Consider the following 16246-nt stretch of genomic DNA (forward strand, 5'->3'; position numbering starts at 1 on the left):
TATAGTAGTTTATTCATTTTTCTTTAAGAATGCAAGATATTTTTTGGAACTCTTTCGAATTTATTAACAATTAGTCTAAAAAAGTATATAACTTATTCTATTTCGACCTCAATATCCTTTACGTAAACAGCAGTACCCGAAATAGATATATCTAGGTTTCCGTGTTCTCCATTTACATGCACATATACAAGTCCGTCTTTTTCCATTTCATGCCCTTGCTCAACTATAAACGTTGTTGGTAAACTGATATTTTCGTTAACAAAAGTTTTATAATATGCTCCCATCACTCCTGAAGCTGTTCCAGTAACAGCATCTTCAATCGTTCCTGAAAAAGGAGACGAAAAGTGACGAGCATGCATATCATTTCCCTCGCCGAGCACTTCAAAACATATTGGATGTACAGAAGCTTTTGGCATTTCGTATAAAACACTCGGAAAATCTTCTGTTGCAGGAACCATTTTTTTAAAGCTTGCTAGTTCTTTAACAGGTACAATCAACGTCCATATTCCTGTATAGCCATAGACAATTGGGTATTTGGAATGCAGATCTTCCTCAGTTAATCCAATTGCAGCTGCTAATTCAGACTTTGAACCACTAAATGTTTGAAACTGAGGCTTTGCATGCTGCATTGTGATTAGTAGTTTATTATTTTCTTCATGAATATGGGTAGGCAATACGCCTGCTTTTGTTTCAATTGTAATATTGGATTGTTTTAATAAACCGTTCATTCTTAATGCATACACCGTTCCCATTGTCGCATGTCCGCATAAATTCATCTCATGTCCCGGTGTGAAATAACGGATTCTAAAATCAGCAATTTCCGAAGAAACGACAAAAGATGTTTCATTAAATCCGACTGCCGCCGCTATTGCCAACATTTCTTCTTCAGTATAATGATTCCCATCCAGTACGACCCCAGCTGGATTCCCTTTTCCCGGAATGGAACTGAACGCATCAATATGTTTTACGTACACTTTTTGCATGACAAAATCTCCTGTTCTATATTTACCATATGCTCATTTTAAATATCATCGAGTAATCCGACTTTCCAGCTTTTTTGGAGTTTCCTAATATAAATGATTTGACCAATATGATACGCATTATGTGTTGCTACATTTCCAAGAACAGCCCACCACTGAGCAGGCTCAGGGAAACCATGCACTTCACTTTCAACTTTTTCTTCTGTAAGTAAATCTGACCACTGCAAAAGAACCCTTAATAATTCATCTTTTAAATCAATAAAACTCTTATTGTCTGGGATGACAAAACTTTTATTATTATCTTCTATTGAAGGCACGGCATTTACATCAGATTTTATATATCTAGTTTGCCAAGTTTCATTCCAAAACAGCAAATGCTGAACAATCTCAGCGATACTGTTACAATCTTTATCAGGCTTCCAAAACGCTTCTTCTTCAGACAAATCGTCGACTGCTTCTGAAAAAGGCAAATACCAACTAGGATCATTTGCATTTGCTAACAACTGTTCGGCTAAAACTTCTTTTGCATGAATCATGTTTTGTCCACCTCTTTATTTTAGTTTTTAGTTCAATCTTTCTTTTACTTCTATTAATGTTACAAGTTATCCTCTTTAAAAGTTTGGGAATTATTGAAATTAGAGTAATATCTCAGTATATTCCCACAACAAATCGATTGATTTCTTAGTAAAATTCCCTTATTATATATTTAGATAATTATCTAATTACCTAATTAATAACTTTCAATTACGATTGTATAGGAAAAGAGGGGTTGAAATGAATGATGCTTTCAAGGCGTTGTCCGATCCAAGCAGACGTAAAATTTTACACTTGCTTAAAAAGCAGGACTTAACTGCAGGTGAAATTGCGGATCATTTTGACATGACAAAGCCAAGCATTTCACATCATTTGAATTTATTAAAACAAGCAAACTTGGTTGATTCAGAAAAAAAGGGGCAACAAGTTATTTATTCCTTAAACACAAGTGTATTCGAGGATGTTATTACTTGGTTTATGGATTTGTTAAACAAAGACGATGAGGAGAAGTCGATAAAATGAAAAGACATTGGTTTGGACTAATTATCTTAGTTATCATAGTTTTTATAACTTGTATTTCTTATCCATTTTTGCCAGAACAAATTGGTATGCATTGGAATTATAAAGGTGTACCAGATGACTTTGCAGATAAAAGTTACGCGGCTTTTGTTTTTCCGGGAATTACGCTTGGCGTTTATATTTTGGGATTATTATTGCCAAAAATTGATCCAAGGAAGAACAATTACCCACGATTCGAAGGTACGTATTTTTGGATTATAAATGGCATTATATTGTTCCTATTCCTATTTCAAATCGCTAATATTGCGAGCAGCTTAGGAATAATCAATCCCAAATATGTAGTTCCAGTGTTAATAGGATTATTATTCATTTTTATAGGGAACTTAAGTCCAAAATTCAAACCTAATTACTTTATTGGCATTCGTACACCATGGACATTAGCGAATGAAGATGTTTGGAGAAAAACCCATAGATTTGGAGGAAAGGTTTTTGTCGTTTTAGGTATATTGATGTTATTAGTTCCAGTTATTCCAGCAGCTATCCAAGTTTACTACGTGCTCATTTCTATATTCGTTTTGTTAGGACTTATTGTTTTTTCTTCTTATTATTTTTTCGTGAAAATATAAACTAAAACTCCCAAATCGGGAGTTTTTTTAATGGAGGGAGAAACCTTATAAATGTAACAAAAAAAGAACGGAATCGAAATAAATTCGTCCGAACTTCCCCTCAGTGTTTTTGCTTACCTTTACAGTTCATTTCTTTATTTATTTCTTACTTTTGAAATAGTCAATCCGTCTCCGATTGGAATAAGCATGGATTCTAATTGGGGATGATTGGCCACCGTTTCATTGAATCTTAGCATTATTTCCGTATAATATTTAGGATTTAAAGACTGCTCTGCTACACTACCTCCTGCAAGGACGTTATCAGCAACAATTAGCGCACCTGGTTCCGCAAGTGTAATGCAGCATCTTAGGTAATTAACGTAATTTTCTTTGTCAGCGTCAATAAAGAAAAAATCAAATCGCTTACTTTCCCCAACAAGCTTTTCAAGGCTTTGCAAAGCAGGTCCAGTTAAATATGTTACTTGTTCGCCAAAACCGGCTTTTGATAGATTGCTATATGCCAACTTAGCATATCTCTCCTCTAATTCTAGAGATGTCAATTTCCCTTCCACACCGAACCCTCTGGCAAGGCAGATCCCGCTATAGCCACCAAGAGCTCCAATTTCCAGAACGTTTTTAGCCTTGGAAATGGATACGAGCATCGTTAAAAGTTTTCCAGAAGAGGGAGAAACCGAAATGGAAGGCATTCCGTTTTCTCTTATTGAGAAAAGAACATCCTCCAAAAGAGCATCTTGATTATGAAACACCGAATCTATATAACTGTTAATTTGTTTCATCTAATTCAATTCCTTTCTCTTTATCGTCTAAATTCTCCGACTCTAAGGCATTGATTTATCCACTGCAATATCATGCTTCTCCGATTTTTTTACTTTCATGTATTTCAAATTATTTATTATATTCATTAAGGACTATATCTATAACTTTTTAATTCACCTACTTAAATTTGATGAATCGATTGAAACTCTGGTTCACCTAGCTGTTGCTTAATGGTTGAAGGCCTAAGTTTCATCATATCTAAAAAAGCAATGGCCCTCCCAATGCGAAAGATTTTTGGTCCATGATGATGAATGATCTTCTCCCTTATAACTGTTACTACGATAATGTTCACCAATCTCAATATCTTTAATTTTTAATAATAGCTCCTTTCTTCTATACATAACGTCTATGGGTATCTTTAGAATATGATGTTTAACAATGAAATATGATTTTGCCCTAATCAAGGTATCCTCAACTTAATGATTTGGCCAAAATATAATAAAAAACTGAGCTCTCACAAACAAACTGTGAGAATTCAGTTTTCTAAATCATTTACTTAATTCTTCCAATAAAAGGTTCATTGTAATAGTCAATTGATTATTTGCGTCGTCTGAAAGGTAGTTTCGATGTGCTTCATGGTGCAAATGTTTTTGAAAGTTTTCTAAATGTTTTATCGCTTGCTCCACTCTACCCTTTTCTAAATGGTGTTCTGCTTGCTTAACGGAGCTTAACAATATAGGTACAAGCGGTCCTTTAATATCATTGGTTGCGATATACCCGTTCAATTGCTCATTTAAAAGTGAAATCGATACTGGCTCAGCAAGCAGCTTTTCCATAATGGCAGCCTGCTCCATAAGCATCATTCCACTTAAATTGATGCTAAGATCAAGGTTCAAGCTAGGTGTTCTTTCCCAGGAAGAGCCGAATAATATCTTATCATCCGCCAATTTGTTGTTCCATGCACTTTTAGCATTGTTTATTAGAAACTGTGCAATATCTTTTTGATTCGGATCTGCCTTAACTAATCCACCTAGATAGCGTACTAAAATCCCTTTAAACAGGCCGCCATCTCCGCCACCCTCATCTTTTAAGATATTCGTAGTATTATTTCCTACTAGTCTTTTTATACCCGTCTCAGCTGTCTGTATGGCAGCGGCAAGATATTCATTATTTTCTGTTGCTCGATACAATTCAACACCCGCCCCAATATAAACCCCTTGGTTATAGGTGAATTCCCAATTCTTATCTATTTTGCCATCGCCAGTACGATTAATGCCATCCCAGACAAAACCCGTTTCAGGATCTACTAGAGTTGATTTTTGCCAGTCATAAATTTTAATTGCCCAATCTAAGTCATCTGGATTTCTGTATTTCTGATAGAGCCTTGAAGCTAATATTACCGCCGGAGCATTTGATGGGGTATTTTTATAGTCTAACTGCGACTTATTCCAAGCAATTCCCCCACCAAATTGATCACTCCAACCAGTTTTAATATCATCCCACAAGGTAAATACTGCATTTTCATATTTCGGATCATTTGTATGTTCATATAATCTAAACAAAGCCAAGCTCATCCATAACATATCATCATAGAAATGATTGGTAATGGCTCCATTGTTTCTTTTTAAAATACTTTCATACAAAGCTTTTGATCTGTCTAAATAAACTTCATTATTCGTACGTTCGTATGCATCAATCAGTGTATCCAAAGCATGTGCTAGCCACCAATAATGAAATTGACCATTGCAATTATTACATTCGTAGGCATTATTGAACATACTTGTCTCTTCATTCCAATAATATTCGAATAAGGAAGTTTGAGCTAGTTCAGCTTTATCTCCCCATTCAAAGCTTGCCTCGTTATGATTTTCACTTGCAAAGGTGGAGCTTCCTAACATCAATAAAAAGATTAGTGAAAGTGAAAAAATTTTTTTGGCCATATTTCTTTCCTCCTAAATTTTTGTTCGTATACGAGTACGTTTAGTAAGCGAAATATTGCACGTATTAACTTTTTACACCATGAAGTTATCCACTCCCTTTTTAGTTGGCGCTTACATAACTAAGCGCTATCGTTTTGAGGTTAGAGTCCATGGTTGATAGTTTATCTATATATAATGGTAATTAATATAAAAAGAACTGTATATAGTGCCATCGTTTCAATTAAAAGTCCGTAGAAAGTCACGCAATCACGTACGTTAGGAGCAACGTTATAGCAGAATTTAAAAATAAGTGGGATTTAAAAATGTGCTAGCTATGAGAATAGTAGTTTGCTCTTATAATCTATTTCTTTTAAAAGTTGTATCAATACTCAACCTAGCTAATCTAGAACTATATAAAAAGCGTATTATTTTCTTCGATATTCATTTCTTTCGAATCAGAATCCCTTTCAGAATAAATGCCAGCTTTAGGATATTTCCCCAAATCGGTTAAAAAATATATTATATGTTATTATCAAGAAGAGAAATATTACGGCATCTTTATTTATCATGGGGGTAAATCTTGTGGGAGAATTTCAAGAAAGCCATTATATAAGGGGATTAAAGCTCGATCGTTCTTATATTTCTTCTTTTGATGACTATCCCTTTCATTTACCAAGTATAAAGACATTGGATGAACTATCCTTTCACCCAAATGTTACATTTTTCATCGGTGAAAATGGCATGGGAAAGTCAACTTTACTAGAAGCCATTGCAATTGCTTCTGGTTTTAATCCAGAAGGTGGTTCATTTAATTTCAACTTTTCCACTTATGATTCACATTCCCCATTAGAAAAATATATTAAGCTGATAAAAGGAATCGAAAGGCCAAGAGATGGATTCTTTCTTCGTGCAGAGACTTTTTACAATGTGGCAAGCAATATTGAAGAATTAGACTGTGAACCAGGAGCCGGACCACGAATCATTGATTCATTCGGAGGATTGTCACTTCATCAACAGTCACATGGAGAATCCTTTTGGGCAACTTTTTTGAATCGTTTTCGGGGAAATGGCATTTACCTATTGGATGAACCTGAAGCAGCGTTATCTCCTCTTAGACAACTATCTATGTTATCCCAAATTCATGAATTAGTTCGTAGAGGCTCACAATTTATCATTGCTACTCATTCGCCCATCATCATGTCCTATCCTCATTCTAAGATTATAGAACTTAGTGAAGAAGGAGCCAAAGAAACATTACTCGAAGAAACGAACCATTTTAGTATCATGAAACAATTTTTTGATGACAAAGATAGAATGTTACATCATTTACTAAATACATAAAAGCATTGAGGGTAATAGTTCAATCATTGGGGGAGAGAATGATCATGCCAAAATATGAAGAGCTTTATGAATTTCTAATCAGCAAAGTATCACAATTAACAGAGGAATGGTATGAAAGCATAGATAAAAAAAATACCGCGGGGGTCTATACCTCTTCGGTTCCAGAAGAAATTAGAATACTAAAAGAACAAAATAAAGAGTTTCATCTGCAATTCTTTCCTCTATTTATTAAAGAAGATTCTTTGCATTTAAAACACTTTGAAGAATGGATAGTGAAGATTGCTAAAGATGAAAGCCATCTATTAACACCTTCCAATTTAATATTGAAAGAATTTTATAGAACCCGTAATCAATATCTCCAATTAATAAAAGACTTTGTATCTATACATAAAGGAGAATATCCACAAAGTGTTATAGACTCATGGAATCACCTAATTATTGATACTATGGATAAAGTCACAGTTTGGTTTCTAGAAGAGTTTGATAAATACTCTATCTCTAGATTACAATGCCATCAAGAACTTATTAATGAATTAAGTTCACCAGTAATTGTAATCACTAAAAATACAGGATTGCTTCCACTTGTTGGTGATATTGATACTGCAAGAGCAAAGTTAATTCTTAAAAAAACGTTAGAGCAATGTGTTGAAAAAAGATTAGATTATCTTTTTATTGATCTATCTGGAGTAATAATGGTCGATACGATGGTCGCCCAGCAAATTTTTTACTTACACGAAGCTTTAAACTTAATTGGGGTAGAAATTACCCTATGCGGAATTCGCCCTGAAATAGCCCAGACGGTAATTCAGCTTGGTCTTTCTTTTGAAAAAATTCCGACTTACTCATCTTTAGAACGAGCTTTAAAAGAAACTCTCAAAGATTGACTAATTACATAGTTTATCGACATAATGAATACCTTTAAATTGTTAAAAGAGATTTCGATTTACTGGATGGGATTGTGAATTCATTGGACTAAATGGCGAAGAAGTTAGATGCTCCTCCACATTTTTAATTATTCATAATCACAGTTTTAAGACCATTAGATCCCGTTAATTGGAAGAGAACTCGATGATTGTTTTGAAACCATTTTATTGGGGAACTTTTTTAGAGTGTATTTATATGGTTGTCACCGCGGGCGTTGCAATGATGATGCATAATTTCATTGATGACCAAATCAAGAGCTTTTAATTCACCAACTAAATGAATTGATTGGAACTCCGGTTCTTCTAATTATTGCTTAAGAGTCATACGTCTCAGGTGCATCATCTCTAAAAAAGCAATGGCTCTGCCCCCACGAAAGGGATTTACTTAGGATTGAGTTCCTATCATATTTTTAAACAATGTCTACACTATCCTAACGTCAACTAGGTTGACAAAACTTTAATTTTGTGTTATAATTACTTAGATGACAAAACATCGTAGGAGACGATCAAATGTACATTATAGGAGATTTGGTTATTTATTCCACTCATGGGATTTGCAAAATTGATGACATTTGTGAAAAAACAATATCAGGTGAAAATAGAAAGTATTACGTGATGCATCCAATAGAAAATAACCATCAACTAACAATCAGTATCCCTATCAATAATGAAAAAGTGTTTATGCATGATTTAATCAATAAAGAAGAGGCCATTGAAGTTCTTCAATCTTTTAAAAGTCCTGGCACCATCTGGGAGGAGCAAGCGAACCAACGTCATAAGCTTTTTTCCGATATTGTCAAGACAGGAAATCGAAAAGAAATTGCTAGAATGATCAACACACTGATACGAAAAAAGATAGAAGTTGAACGAAATGGACATAAGCTTTACGAACAAGATCGTAAGCTTTTGACAAATACAACATCGATTCTATTTAAAGAAATGGCAATATCATTAAATAAAAATGTTGATGAAATAAAAGAATTGGTCATAGGCTTGATAAAAGGGAAAGAAATTAGGTTAATTTTCTAAACAATATCATACTATATACATGATAAAAACGCCTGCAATGTCATTTCAAATTGACAATGCAGGCGTTTCTCACTTAGATTCCCCAATCTAGCTTCAATAAAGCTTTAAGAGTCTTTACATGCTCCGCACCAATTTGGTCAGCAATTTTATTCTCCAACTGGGATTTCAGTATCTCGTATTTCTCGTAGCATTCTTCCCCTAAAGGTGTTAATTGAATACACTTCTCTTTCTTGTTGTTTTCTACGTTGTTAATTTCCACTAACCCTTTTGCAGAAAGATTTTTAATAAACTTATGGATTGCCTGACGAGAAATTTCGACGTTTTTTGTAACATACGAAATGGTGGGACGCTTTTTATAAATCCTAGCCATGATGTACCATTCAGAATTCGAAATATAAATCTCACTATGTTCGTTCCAAGCTTTTTCCATGAACTTACGAGTAGAACTGTGATGCTCACTCAATAAATCGATTAAATCTAAGTTTTGTAATTTAGAATTGGGAGTCAAACCGTTCACTCCATTCATTGTCTTCGACATTACTAGAAAATCTAATTTTCATTGCCAATTTGATTGAACTTTTATACGTAGAGAGTTAACCATTTAAAGGTAAACTACAGCAACGTCAACCACTAAACTTTAAATATTATCGTGATAGTCAGACCAGTGACCAATGAGCTCAATTATATCCTTCTTATATTTCTATATTTTAATTACAAAAGTATCATCAATTTACTTTCCATTCAACTTAAAACTTATTTTTTATCACTAAAGCAAAAGTTGTATATGAGCATTATTTGTATATAAAAAAGGAAGTAGTGTTACCATGAATGGTACACATATGATATTCATTAATTTGAAAAGGAGTTTTGAAGATGTCTGCTAACCTATATTCAAAGGAAAATGTAAAAATTTTAGCTCAATTAAAGGAATTAGCGCCGGAACAACTTAAAGAATTTAATGAATTCAATACTGCTGTATTTAAAGAAGGAACTTTAACAAAAAAAGAAAAAGAAATCATTGCTGTTGCAATTACTCATGTTACGCAATGTCCTTATTGTATAGATGCTCATACGAAAAGTGCCAAAAAAGCCGGGGCAACATTGGAAGAATTAGCAGAAGCTGTATTTGTAACTACTGCGGTGGAAGCGGGGGGTACTGTTACTCACAGTACACATGTTCACAATGCAAAAAATAAAGAAGCATCCGATGTACTTTATGCTCGTTCTAACTTGAAAAACTTGGGTCAATTAGGTAAATTTGCGGCGGAAGGCTTTAAAGGTTATCAAGCATTTAGTACCTCTTCAACAAAATCAGGAAAATTAAGTGCTAAATTTAAAGAAATTATTGCTGTCGCTGTTGCGAACGCTACTCAATGCCCATATTGCATTGACGTTCATACAAAAAATGCGGAGCGTCAAGGTGCAACTAGCGAAGAGCTAGCTGAAGCCATTATGGTAACTTCCGCAGTACGGGCAGGTGCTTCATACGCTCATATGGCCAATATGATTCAGAGTTACCAAGAATAAAATGAAAAACCTGAATTCCCCGCTGTCTCACTCAGTTTCCCCCTCCTTATGGAAGATGATATAATGTGATGCAAAAAATGTTTGCATATTTTGAATATTTATTAATTTTTGATCCCAATTTTTTACGAAGAAATCAGGCACTATCATGAAGTATAACTTAAGCCAAATTCCTCGATGTTTTAAGCGAGAAATTTGGCTTTTAATGTAGATATCTTCATTTTACGTATGGTTATCCTTCTAAATAGACATCAATTTCTTCCGCTAAAAGCCAATCCGACCAAATATGTCTAAGTCAGACCAACCCCTGCTTTTATAATATTCTTTGACCCAATTCTGAATTTCTGATAGATTCATTTCATTCAGCTTTCATTTTTATATCTGAAGCTTAACAAAGTATTTAAATTTATGATAATGTCATTCTTGAAAGGTGGGATAGTTTGAAAAATATAGCTGTATTTTGTGGATCAAGTAACGGCGTATCCGAAGCCTATATTAAAGGTGCAAAAAGGCTTGGCAAAGAACTGGCGAAAAGAAATATTGCCCTTGTATATGGGGGTGCAAGCGTAGGAGTTATGGGAGCAGTTGCAGATTCTGTTTTAGAAGAGGGAGGAAACGTAATTGGTGTAATGCCGAGCTTTCTAGAAAAAAGAGAAATATCCCATAAGAACTTAACACAACTCATTGTTGTTGACTCTATGCATGAGAGAAAAGCAAAAATGGCAGAATTGGCAGATGGCTTTATAGCAATGCCAGGAGGTCCTGGAACATTAGAGGAGTTTTTTGAGATTTTTACTTGGGCCCAGTTAGGACTTCACCAAAAACCTTGTGGACTTTTAAATATAAATCATTATTTTGACCCTCTTATTACTTTATTTAATCATATGACAGATGAACAGTTTCTACATGAAAAATACCGTTCTATGGCTCTTGTAGATGTTGAACCGCAAGGACTCCTCGATCAATTCAATACATATGAACCACCAACATTAAAAACATATATTACTGAAAAACAAATTTAGCATCTTACTACTAACTTTGGGCTAGGTACGTTAAAAAAGCGGCAGAAACAGATTTATTAGCATACAAGTAGAATTCATTTTGAAAAATGTTATTCAAAATGAATTCTTTTTTATGAATAGATAGGAATTTTTCAAAAAGACTTTTATAATGTTTCCTTAACCAGAATTCTCATTTCCATTAGAAATTCTTCTTGTTGCTTTGGGGAATAATGAATATGTACTAATGTTTCGTATATATCACTCATTACTTTTAATTTATGACGTGCAACATACTGAATTAATTTTTGTAAGTTCAAAAAATATTCTTCGAACGATAAACTATTAAACCTAATACAAACATAAGTGCCTTGTGGAATAGTTGCAATTTCTGTGTTTTGTGGCAGCAAAGCTGTCTGTCTATTTGTTAGTACGGGTGTAAATAAATAATGGTACGTAACTTCATCAATATGAGTATAAGGCTTATACGGAAAAATGGCTCCATAGCCACTGTTTCTAAATCCTTCGGTCGATGCAGCAAAACTCCTAAGCTTGCTGTAAGAAGCATATAGAGTAGTTTTTGGTCCATTCCCACTAGTTTTTATTTGAATTATATTACTTTCTTTCTCTTCTGAAAGAAACACTTCTCCAAGAATAGGATATTCCTTCTGCCTTTGTATTCCCATTTTAGCATTAGCAATGATTTGTTCGATTTCTAATAAATTATTTATTTTTTTCCTTACAATCTTTTCTTGTTCAGTTAAAAAAGAAAAAAATTCATCTGTCTTTAATTCCTGTACTTTTTTAATATCGTCTAATGATGTACCAATATATTTGAGAGATTTAATTAAATCTAAAAGATAAATTTGCGAGTCCTTATAATAGCGAAAGTTCGTATGAGGGTCGACATATACGGGTTTAAACAAGTCGATTTTATCATAGTAACGGAGTGCTTTAATTGAAATATTCGCTAGTTTAGAAACTTCACCGATTGTATAAAGCTTTTCTTCCATCCATTCTCACTTCCTTGTATGTTCATGGAGCATATTCTCTAATCAAGAGAATACGCTCCTTACATTACCTTGGCGGTTTGTTGTGCTGGCTCCTTCCAAGCAAGTGTTAATCCAATACCAATGGATAAAACAACTGTTGCAAAATAAAAAGGAAAGTTTAAATCTAGATCAAATAAGACCCCACCAATCAACGGGCCAATAACGTTGCCAATACTTGTAAACATCGAATTCATCCCTGCAACAAATCCTTGCTCATTTTCGGCAATCCTTGATAAATAGGTTGTTATAGCAGGTCTCATTAAATCGAATCCAACAAATACTGTGATCGTAACTAGTAAAATTGTATAGTAGGAGCTCACAAATGTGATTAAAAATACAAGTACTGTCGAAAGAATTAGGCTATAACGAATTAAGTGAATTTCCCCTATCCATTTCATAAATCGATCGAAAAATACAACTTGAAAAACAGCCCCAACAATACCTCCGCCTGTTATCATGATGGCAATATCCTTCGGAGTAAAACCAAATTTATGATCAGCAAATAAAGAGAACAACGATTCAAAGGCTGCTAGGCCAAATGAAGTGATGAATATAATCACGAAGGCAATAAAGTACATCGGTGCAAATATACGTTTAATTCCTGTTTTTTGGCCCGCTACTACTCCATTCTCTACCTTCCGTTCCGGTTCATGAAGTGTAATGATGGATAAAATGGCTGCGAATAAAGCAAGAGCAGCTGCAAAAAAGAAAGGTACACGGGTACCAAGGCCAGCTAAAAAACCTCCAATGCCGGGACCAATAATAAAACCTGTTGAAATAGCTGCCGACATATAGCCGAGAGCTTTGGAACGTGTTTGAATAGTCGTAACATCTGCAATAAAGGCTGTTACAGCTGGCATAATGAATGCTGCACTGACACCGCCTAGCATACGTGAAATGAAAAGAACTTCTACTGTTTTTCCAATTCCAAATAACAACTCTGATACACCAAAAATGATTAATCCTATTATTATCATTATTTTACGTCCGAATCGATCTACCCAACGACCAGCAATTGGCGATACTATTAACTGCGTAAAGGCAAAGGCGGCCACCATATACCCAACAACAGATCCAGACAAATGCAACTCATTCATAATGGTAGGCAAAACTGGAATAACAAGGCCGATTCCTAAAAAGGCAATGAATAAATTCGTTAAAACGATAGCTAACGTTCTGTTTTGTTTTTGCATATTGTTCTACTCCTTTTACAACACCCTACAACCTAATGTAAACCCTCCCCTTAGAGGAGAGTCAATTCTAAATCGCTTTGTTCTAGATCCACACATCCCTAAAGCTTAACTAAAATATTGTGCCAACATTCTATTTTTGTTATTCCCACTTTCTATTAGTTGATTGCTACAAGCTGGATTAATAATCTTGCGTAAACGTTATTTACACAAAAAAAGAATCTATTTTGAAAAAAACTAATCAAAATAGATTCTTTAATACTTGTGGGTTAGTATTTAATAAAATAACTATCCAATTTAATAAATTTTCATTAAATGTCGCCTGTTAGTATTTATAGGATTGCCCACCGTCAATTGGAATGACTGCTGCATTAATAAAGTTAGCTTGGTCAGAAAGTAAGAATGCTACTAAATAACCAACTTCTTCAGGTTTACCAAAGCGTTTCATTGGATTGGGTTCAACAAATTGCTTTCCAACTTCTTCCCAGTTATCAGGGTCCATCTGTTTTAAAGAACCTTCAACCATTGGTGTCATAATTGCACCTGGTGCTATTGCTTTAATACTAACGCCAAATTGTCCGTACTCAATTCCGGAGTTTCTTGTTAGTCCTACTACACCGTGCTTACTTGCTGCATATCCCGATTGATTACCTACACCACGGATTCCTCCAACAGATGCAGTATTAACAATAGATCCGAAACCTTGGTTTTTCATTATTTCTAAAACATATTTCATACCATAAAATACACCGTTAAGATTAATGGAAACGACTTTACTAAACTCATCACTGCCGTAATCTTCCGTTAGATTTTGTTTACCTTCAATACCAGCATTATTAAAGAATCCATCAATTTTGCCAAATGTATCAACAGTTTGTTTAACATAATTTTTAACATCTTCTTCTTTAGATACATCTGCTGTAATTAACAAAAGGTCAGCATCTGGTACTGATTCTAATATTAATTTCTTTGTTTCTTCTAAGCCTTTATTGTTTAAATCAACTAATGAAAGCTTTGCACCTTCTTTTGCTACCTGTAAAGCAGATGCTTGTCCTAACCCTGACCCTGCTCCAGTTATAATGACAACTTTATTTTCGAAACGATTACTCATGATGTTTCTCCTTTCCTTAAATGGAATTGTTGTGTATTCATTTGAAAAAATTTACTTGTTTATTGATTTCCTTTTTTAACCCATTCTGCAACTGTAACCGTACGTTTAGCTTGATGTTTCACAGCACCTTCAACGTCCTCAATCATTTTTCCATCTTGACCTACTGTTACACTTGTTCCATATGGATTTCCGCCTGCACCAAACAATACTGGATCTGTGTAACCAGGAGGTACAATAATGGCACCCCAGTGCATCATAGAAGTGTATAAGGATAGCAATGTAGCTTCTTGACCACCATGTGGATTTTGGGCGGAAGACATGGCACTTACTACTTTATTCACAGTCTTACCATTCGCCCAGAGCCCGCCTTGAATATCAAGGAACTGTTTCATTTGTGATGGCATATTCCCAAAACGTGTTGGAACACTGAAGATAATAGCATCTGCCCATTCAAGGTCAGCTGATGTTGCTACAGGAACGTCTTTCGTTGCTTCAACAGTTGCTTTCCATACTTCATTACCTTCGATAACGGATTCTGGAGCTAATTCTTGTACTTTTAATACTCTAACCTCAGCACCTGCTTCTTTTGCTCCTTCCTCTGCCCATTTTGCTAATTGATAGTTTGTTCCACCCATGCTGTAATATACCACCGCTAATTTAACGTTTGACATTTTTTCCATCTCCTTTGATTTTTTTCCAAATATTTTATTTAAAAATCCCATATATTACACCTTCCTTTTTTTTTTGCATCCCCTATAAAAACCACCTCTATTAAATATGAGAAACGTTCATATTGCGGGAAATCTATAATACATCAAATTGATACTTCTCCATTTCGAGATATTTTAGGTGATGTAGAAATGGAATTTTACAAAAAAGAAAATTCATTCGCCTAAAATAAGTCCCGATTAAATTTCAGTTTCCTTTCCGTTTTACGAAAGAGGCTTCTATCATTTTGCTTCTAATCGATATGTTATCATTTAATATATCTCGATTTCAATATAATTGCTTGTGTTTTGCACAATGGCAGCTCTCTAGAGATAAAGCGTTAATCAAGATACTCAAACCAAAAGTGACATATTAGTAAAAATATGATTAAAACAACTTTCTTTTATATCACATTAACCATTACTATAAAGTCAAATACCATCTTCTAGCCGCCTCAACTTCCTTAACGGTTAATTGATGACCTCTATCTTCCCAATGAAGTTCAACTTTTGCATTTGCCTTTTCTAACAACGATTGAAGTTCCAATGATTCGGATGGTGAGCAAATTGGATCGTTCGTACCAGCTGCAATAAACACAGACTTTCCGGTCAGATCAGGAAGCTCTACTCCTCTTCTTGGTACCATAGGGTGATGAAGTATTGCGGCCTTTAAAGCATTTTGATAGTGAAATAATAAACTCGCAGCAATATTCGCTCCATTTGAGTAGCCAATAGCAATGATGTTATTTCGGTCAAATCCATACTCTCGAGCGGCTTCATCAAGGAACTGATTCAACTCTTTGGTGCGGAATATAAGATCTTCTTCATCGAATACTCCTTCTGCCAATCTCTTAAAGAATCGAGGCATTCCATGTTCTAAAACATTCCCTCGAACACTTAATACAGAGGCTTCATCATCAATTCTTTCTGCAAGAGGCATCAAATCTAACTCATTGCCACCAGTACCGTACAGCAGTAATAACGTTGGTTTATTATGATTTTTTCCCTTATTGAATACATGCTTCATCTTTTATCTC

General features: G+C 34.6%; 18 protein-coding genes and 1 pseudogene. 7 read left to right on the top strand and 12 right to left on the bottom strand.

The annotated features are described in order from the left end of the window. Positions 1 to 92 precede the first annotated feature (92 nt). Together MT489_RS14370 and MT489_RS14375 are read right to left on the bottom strand one after the other, a co-directional pair. Positions 93 to 983: a PhzF family phenazine biosynthesis isomerase gene (locus MT489_RS14370; protein ID WP_244682253.1), complete on the bottom strand. Its 891-nt coding sequence runs from the start codon at positions 981 to 983 to the stop codon at positions 93 to 95. Between the two features lie 38 nt (positions 984 to 1021). After that, entirely contained in the window at positions 1022 to 1516 is a 495-nt protein-coding gene (locus MT489_RS14375; protein ID WP_244682254.1) for a DinB family protein, read from the bottom strand. A 238-nt stretch (positions 1517 to 1754) separates the two neighbouring features. On the opposite strand from MT489_RS14375, the gene MT489_RS14380 reads away from it, so the two are divergent. Both MT489_RS14380 and MT489_RS14385 read left to right on the top strand, forming a co-directional pair. After that, entirely contained in the window at positions 1755 to 2036 is a 282-nt protein-coding gene (locus MT489_RS14380; protein WP_244682255.1) for an autorepressor SdpR family transcription factor, read from the top strand. Further along, positions 2033 to 2659, top strand: a complete 627-nt coding sequence (locus tag MT489_RS14385; protein WP_244682256.1) for an SdpI family protein — start codon at positions 2033 to 2035, stop codon at positions 2657 to 2659. Before MT489_RS14380 ends, MT489_RS14385 begins: the two co-directional genes overlap by 4 nt. Before the next feature lie 134 nt (positions 2660 to 2793). Here the strand turns inward: MT489_RS14385 and MT489_RS14390 are convergent, their stop codons facing one another. The 3 genes from MT489_RS14390 to MT489_RS14400 form a co-directional block, all read right to left on the bottom strand. Then, positions 2794 to 3435, bottom strand: coding sequence for an O-methyltransferase (locus tag MT489_RS14390; protein ID WP_244682257.1), 642 nt, complete (start codon positions 3433 to 3435; stop codon positions 2794 to 2796). 161 nt (positions 3436 to 3596) lie between these two features. Next, entirely contained in the window at positions 3597 to 3767 is a 171-nt protein-coding gene (locus MT489_RS14395; protein ID WP_244682258.1) for a hypothetical protein, read from the bottom strand. A gap of 196 nt (positions 3768 to 3963) precedes the next feature. Beyond that, positions 3964 to 5355 (bottom strand): glycoside hydrolase family 76 protein, encoded by a 1392-nt coding sequence (locus MT489_RS14400; RefSeq protein WP_244682259.1) that lies wholly within the window; start codon positions 5353 to 5355, stop codon positions 3964 to 3966. A 546-nt stretch (positions 5356 to 5901) separates the two neighbouring features. Here MT489_RS14400 and MT489_RS14405 point away from each other — a divergent pair. Both MT489_RS14405 and MT489_RS14410 read left to right on the top strand, forming a co-directional pair. Further along, positions 5902 to 6675 carry an AAA family ATPase gene (locus MT489_RS14405; protein ID WP_382319391.1) on the top strand — a complete coding sequence of 258 codons (774 nt, stop codon included), beginning with the start codon at positions 5902 to 5904 and terminating at the stop codon, positions 6673 to 6675. A 44-nt stretch (positions 6676 to 6719) separates the two neighbouring features. After that, a complete protein-coding gene (locus MT489_RS14410; RefSeq protein WP_244682261.1) occupies positions 6720 to 7559 on the top strand; it encodes an STAS domain-containing protein in 840 nt (279 codons plus the stop codon). 220 nt (positions 7560 to 7779) lie between these two features. Here MT489_RS14410 and MT489_RS22470 read toward each other — a convergent pair. Next, a pseudogene (locus MT489_RS22470) lies at positions 7780 to 7974 on the bottom strand (hypothetical protein); the annotation flags it as partial. Positions 7975 to 8108: 134 nt separating this feature from the next. Here MT489_RS22470 and MT489_RS14415 point away from each other — a divergent pair. Then, on the top strand, positions 8109 to 8627 hold the full coding sequence (locus tag MT489_RS14415; RefSeq protein ID WP_244682262.1) for a CarD family transcriptional regulator: 519 nt from the start codon (positions 8109 to 8111) through the stop codon (positions 8625 to 8627). Between the two features lie 73 nt (positions 8628 to 8700). On the opposite strand, the gene MT489_RS14420 is transcribed toward MT489_RS14415, so the two are convergent. Then, positions 8701 to 9165 carry a MarR family winged helix-turn-helix transcriptional regulator gene (locus MT489_RS14420; RefSeq protein ID WP_244682263.1) on the bottom strand — a complete coding sequence of 155 codons (465 nt, stop codon included), beginning with the start codon at positions 9163 to 9165 and terminating at the stop codon, positions 8701 to 8703. Positions 9166 to 9500: 335 nt separating this feature from the next. On the opposite strand from MT489_RS14420, the gene MT489_RS14425 reads away from it, so the two are divergent. Together MT489_RS14425 and MT489_RS14430 are read left to right on the top strand one after the other, a co-directional pair. Beyond that, positions 9501 to 10154, top strand: coding sequence for a carboxymuconolactone decarboxylase family protein (locus tag MT489_RS14425; protein ID WP_244682264.1), 654 nt, complete (start codon positions 9501 to 9503; stop codon positions 10152 to 10154). A gap of 437 nt (positions 10155 to 10591) precedes the next feature. Beyond that, positions 10592 to 11173: an LOG family protein gene (locus MT489_RS14430; protein WP_244682265.1), complete on the top strand. Its 582-nt coding sequence runs from the start codon at positions 10592 to 10594 to the stop codon at positions 11171 to 11173. Positions 11174 to 11316: 143 nt separating this feature from the next. Here MT489_RS14430 and MT489_RS14435 read toward each other — a convergent pair whose 3' ends face one another. The 5 genes from MT489_RS14435 to MT489_RS14455 all read right to left on the bottom strand — a co-directional run bounded on the left by MT489_RS14435 (position 11317) and on the right by MT489_RS14455 (position 16236). After that, positions 11317 to 12162, bottom strand: coding sequence for a MerR family transcriptional regulator (locus MT489_RS14435; protein WP_244682266.1), 846 nt, complete (start codon positions 12160 to 12162; stop codon positions 11317 to 11319). Positions 12163 to 12221: 59 nt separating this feature from the next. Next, complete coding sequence (norA, locus tag MT489_RS14440) at positions 12222 to 13394, bottom strand: multidrug efflux MFS transporter NorA (protein WP_244682267.1); 1173 nt, start codon at positions 13392 to 13394, stop codon at positions 12222 to 12224. A gap of 322 nt (positions 13395 to 13716) precedes the next feature. Beyond that, positions 13717 to 14502 (bottom strand): SDR family oxidoreductase, encoded by a 786-nt coding sequence (locus MT489_RS14445; RefSeq protein ID WP_244682268.1) that lies wholly within the window; start codon positions 14500 to 14502, stop codon positions 13717 to 13719. A gap of 59 nt (positions 14503 to 14561) precedes the next feature. Next, positions 14562 to 15173, bottom strand: coding sequence for an NAD(P)H:quinone oxidoreductase (gene wrbA / locus MT489_RS14450; protein ID WP_244682269.1), 612 nt, complete (start codon positions 15171 to 15173; stop codon positions 14562 to 14564). A gap of 460 nt (positions 15174 to 15633) precedes the next feature. Further along, positions 15634 to 16236 carry an alpha/beta hydrolase gene (locus MT489_RS14455; RefSeq protein WP_244682270.1) on the bottom strand — a complete coding sequence of 201 codons (603 nt, stop codon included), beginning with the start codon at positions 16234 to 16236 and terminating at the stop codon, positions 15634 to 15636. Positions 16237 to 16246 lie beyond the last annotated feature (10 nt).

It is taken from the genome of Lederbergia wuyishanensis (assembly GCF_022900255.1).
GTDB lineage: Bacteria > Bacillota > Bacilli > Bacillales > Bacillaceae_C > Lederbergia > Lederbergia wuyishanensis.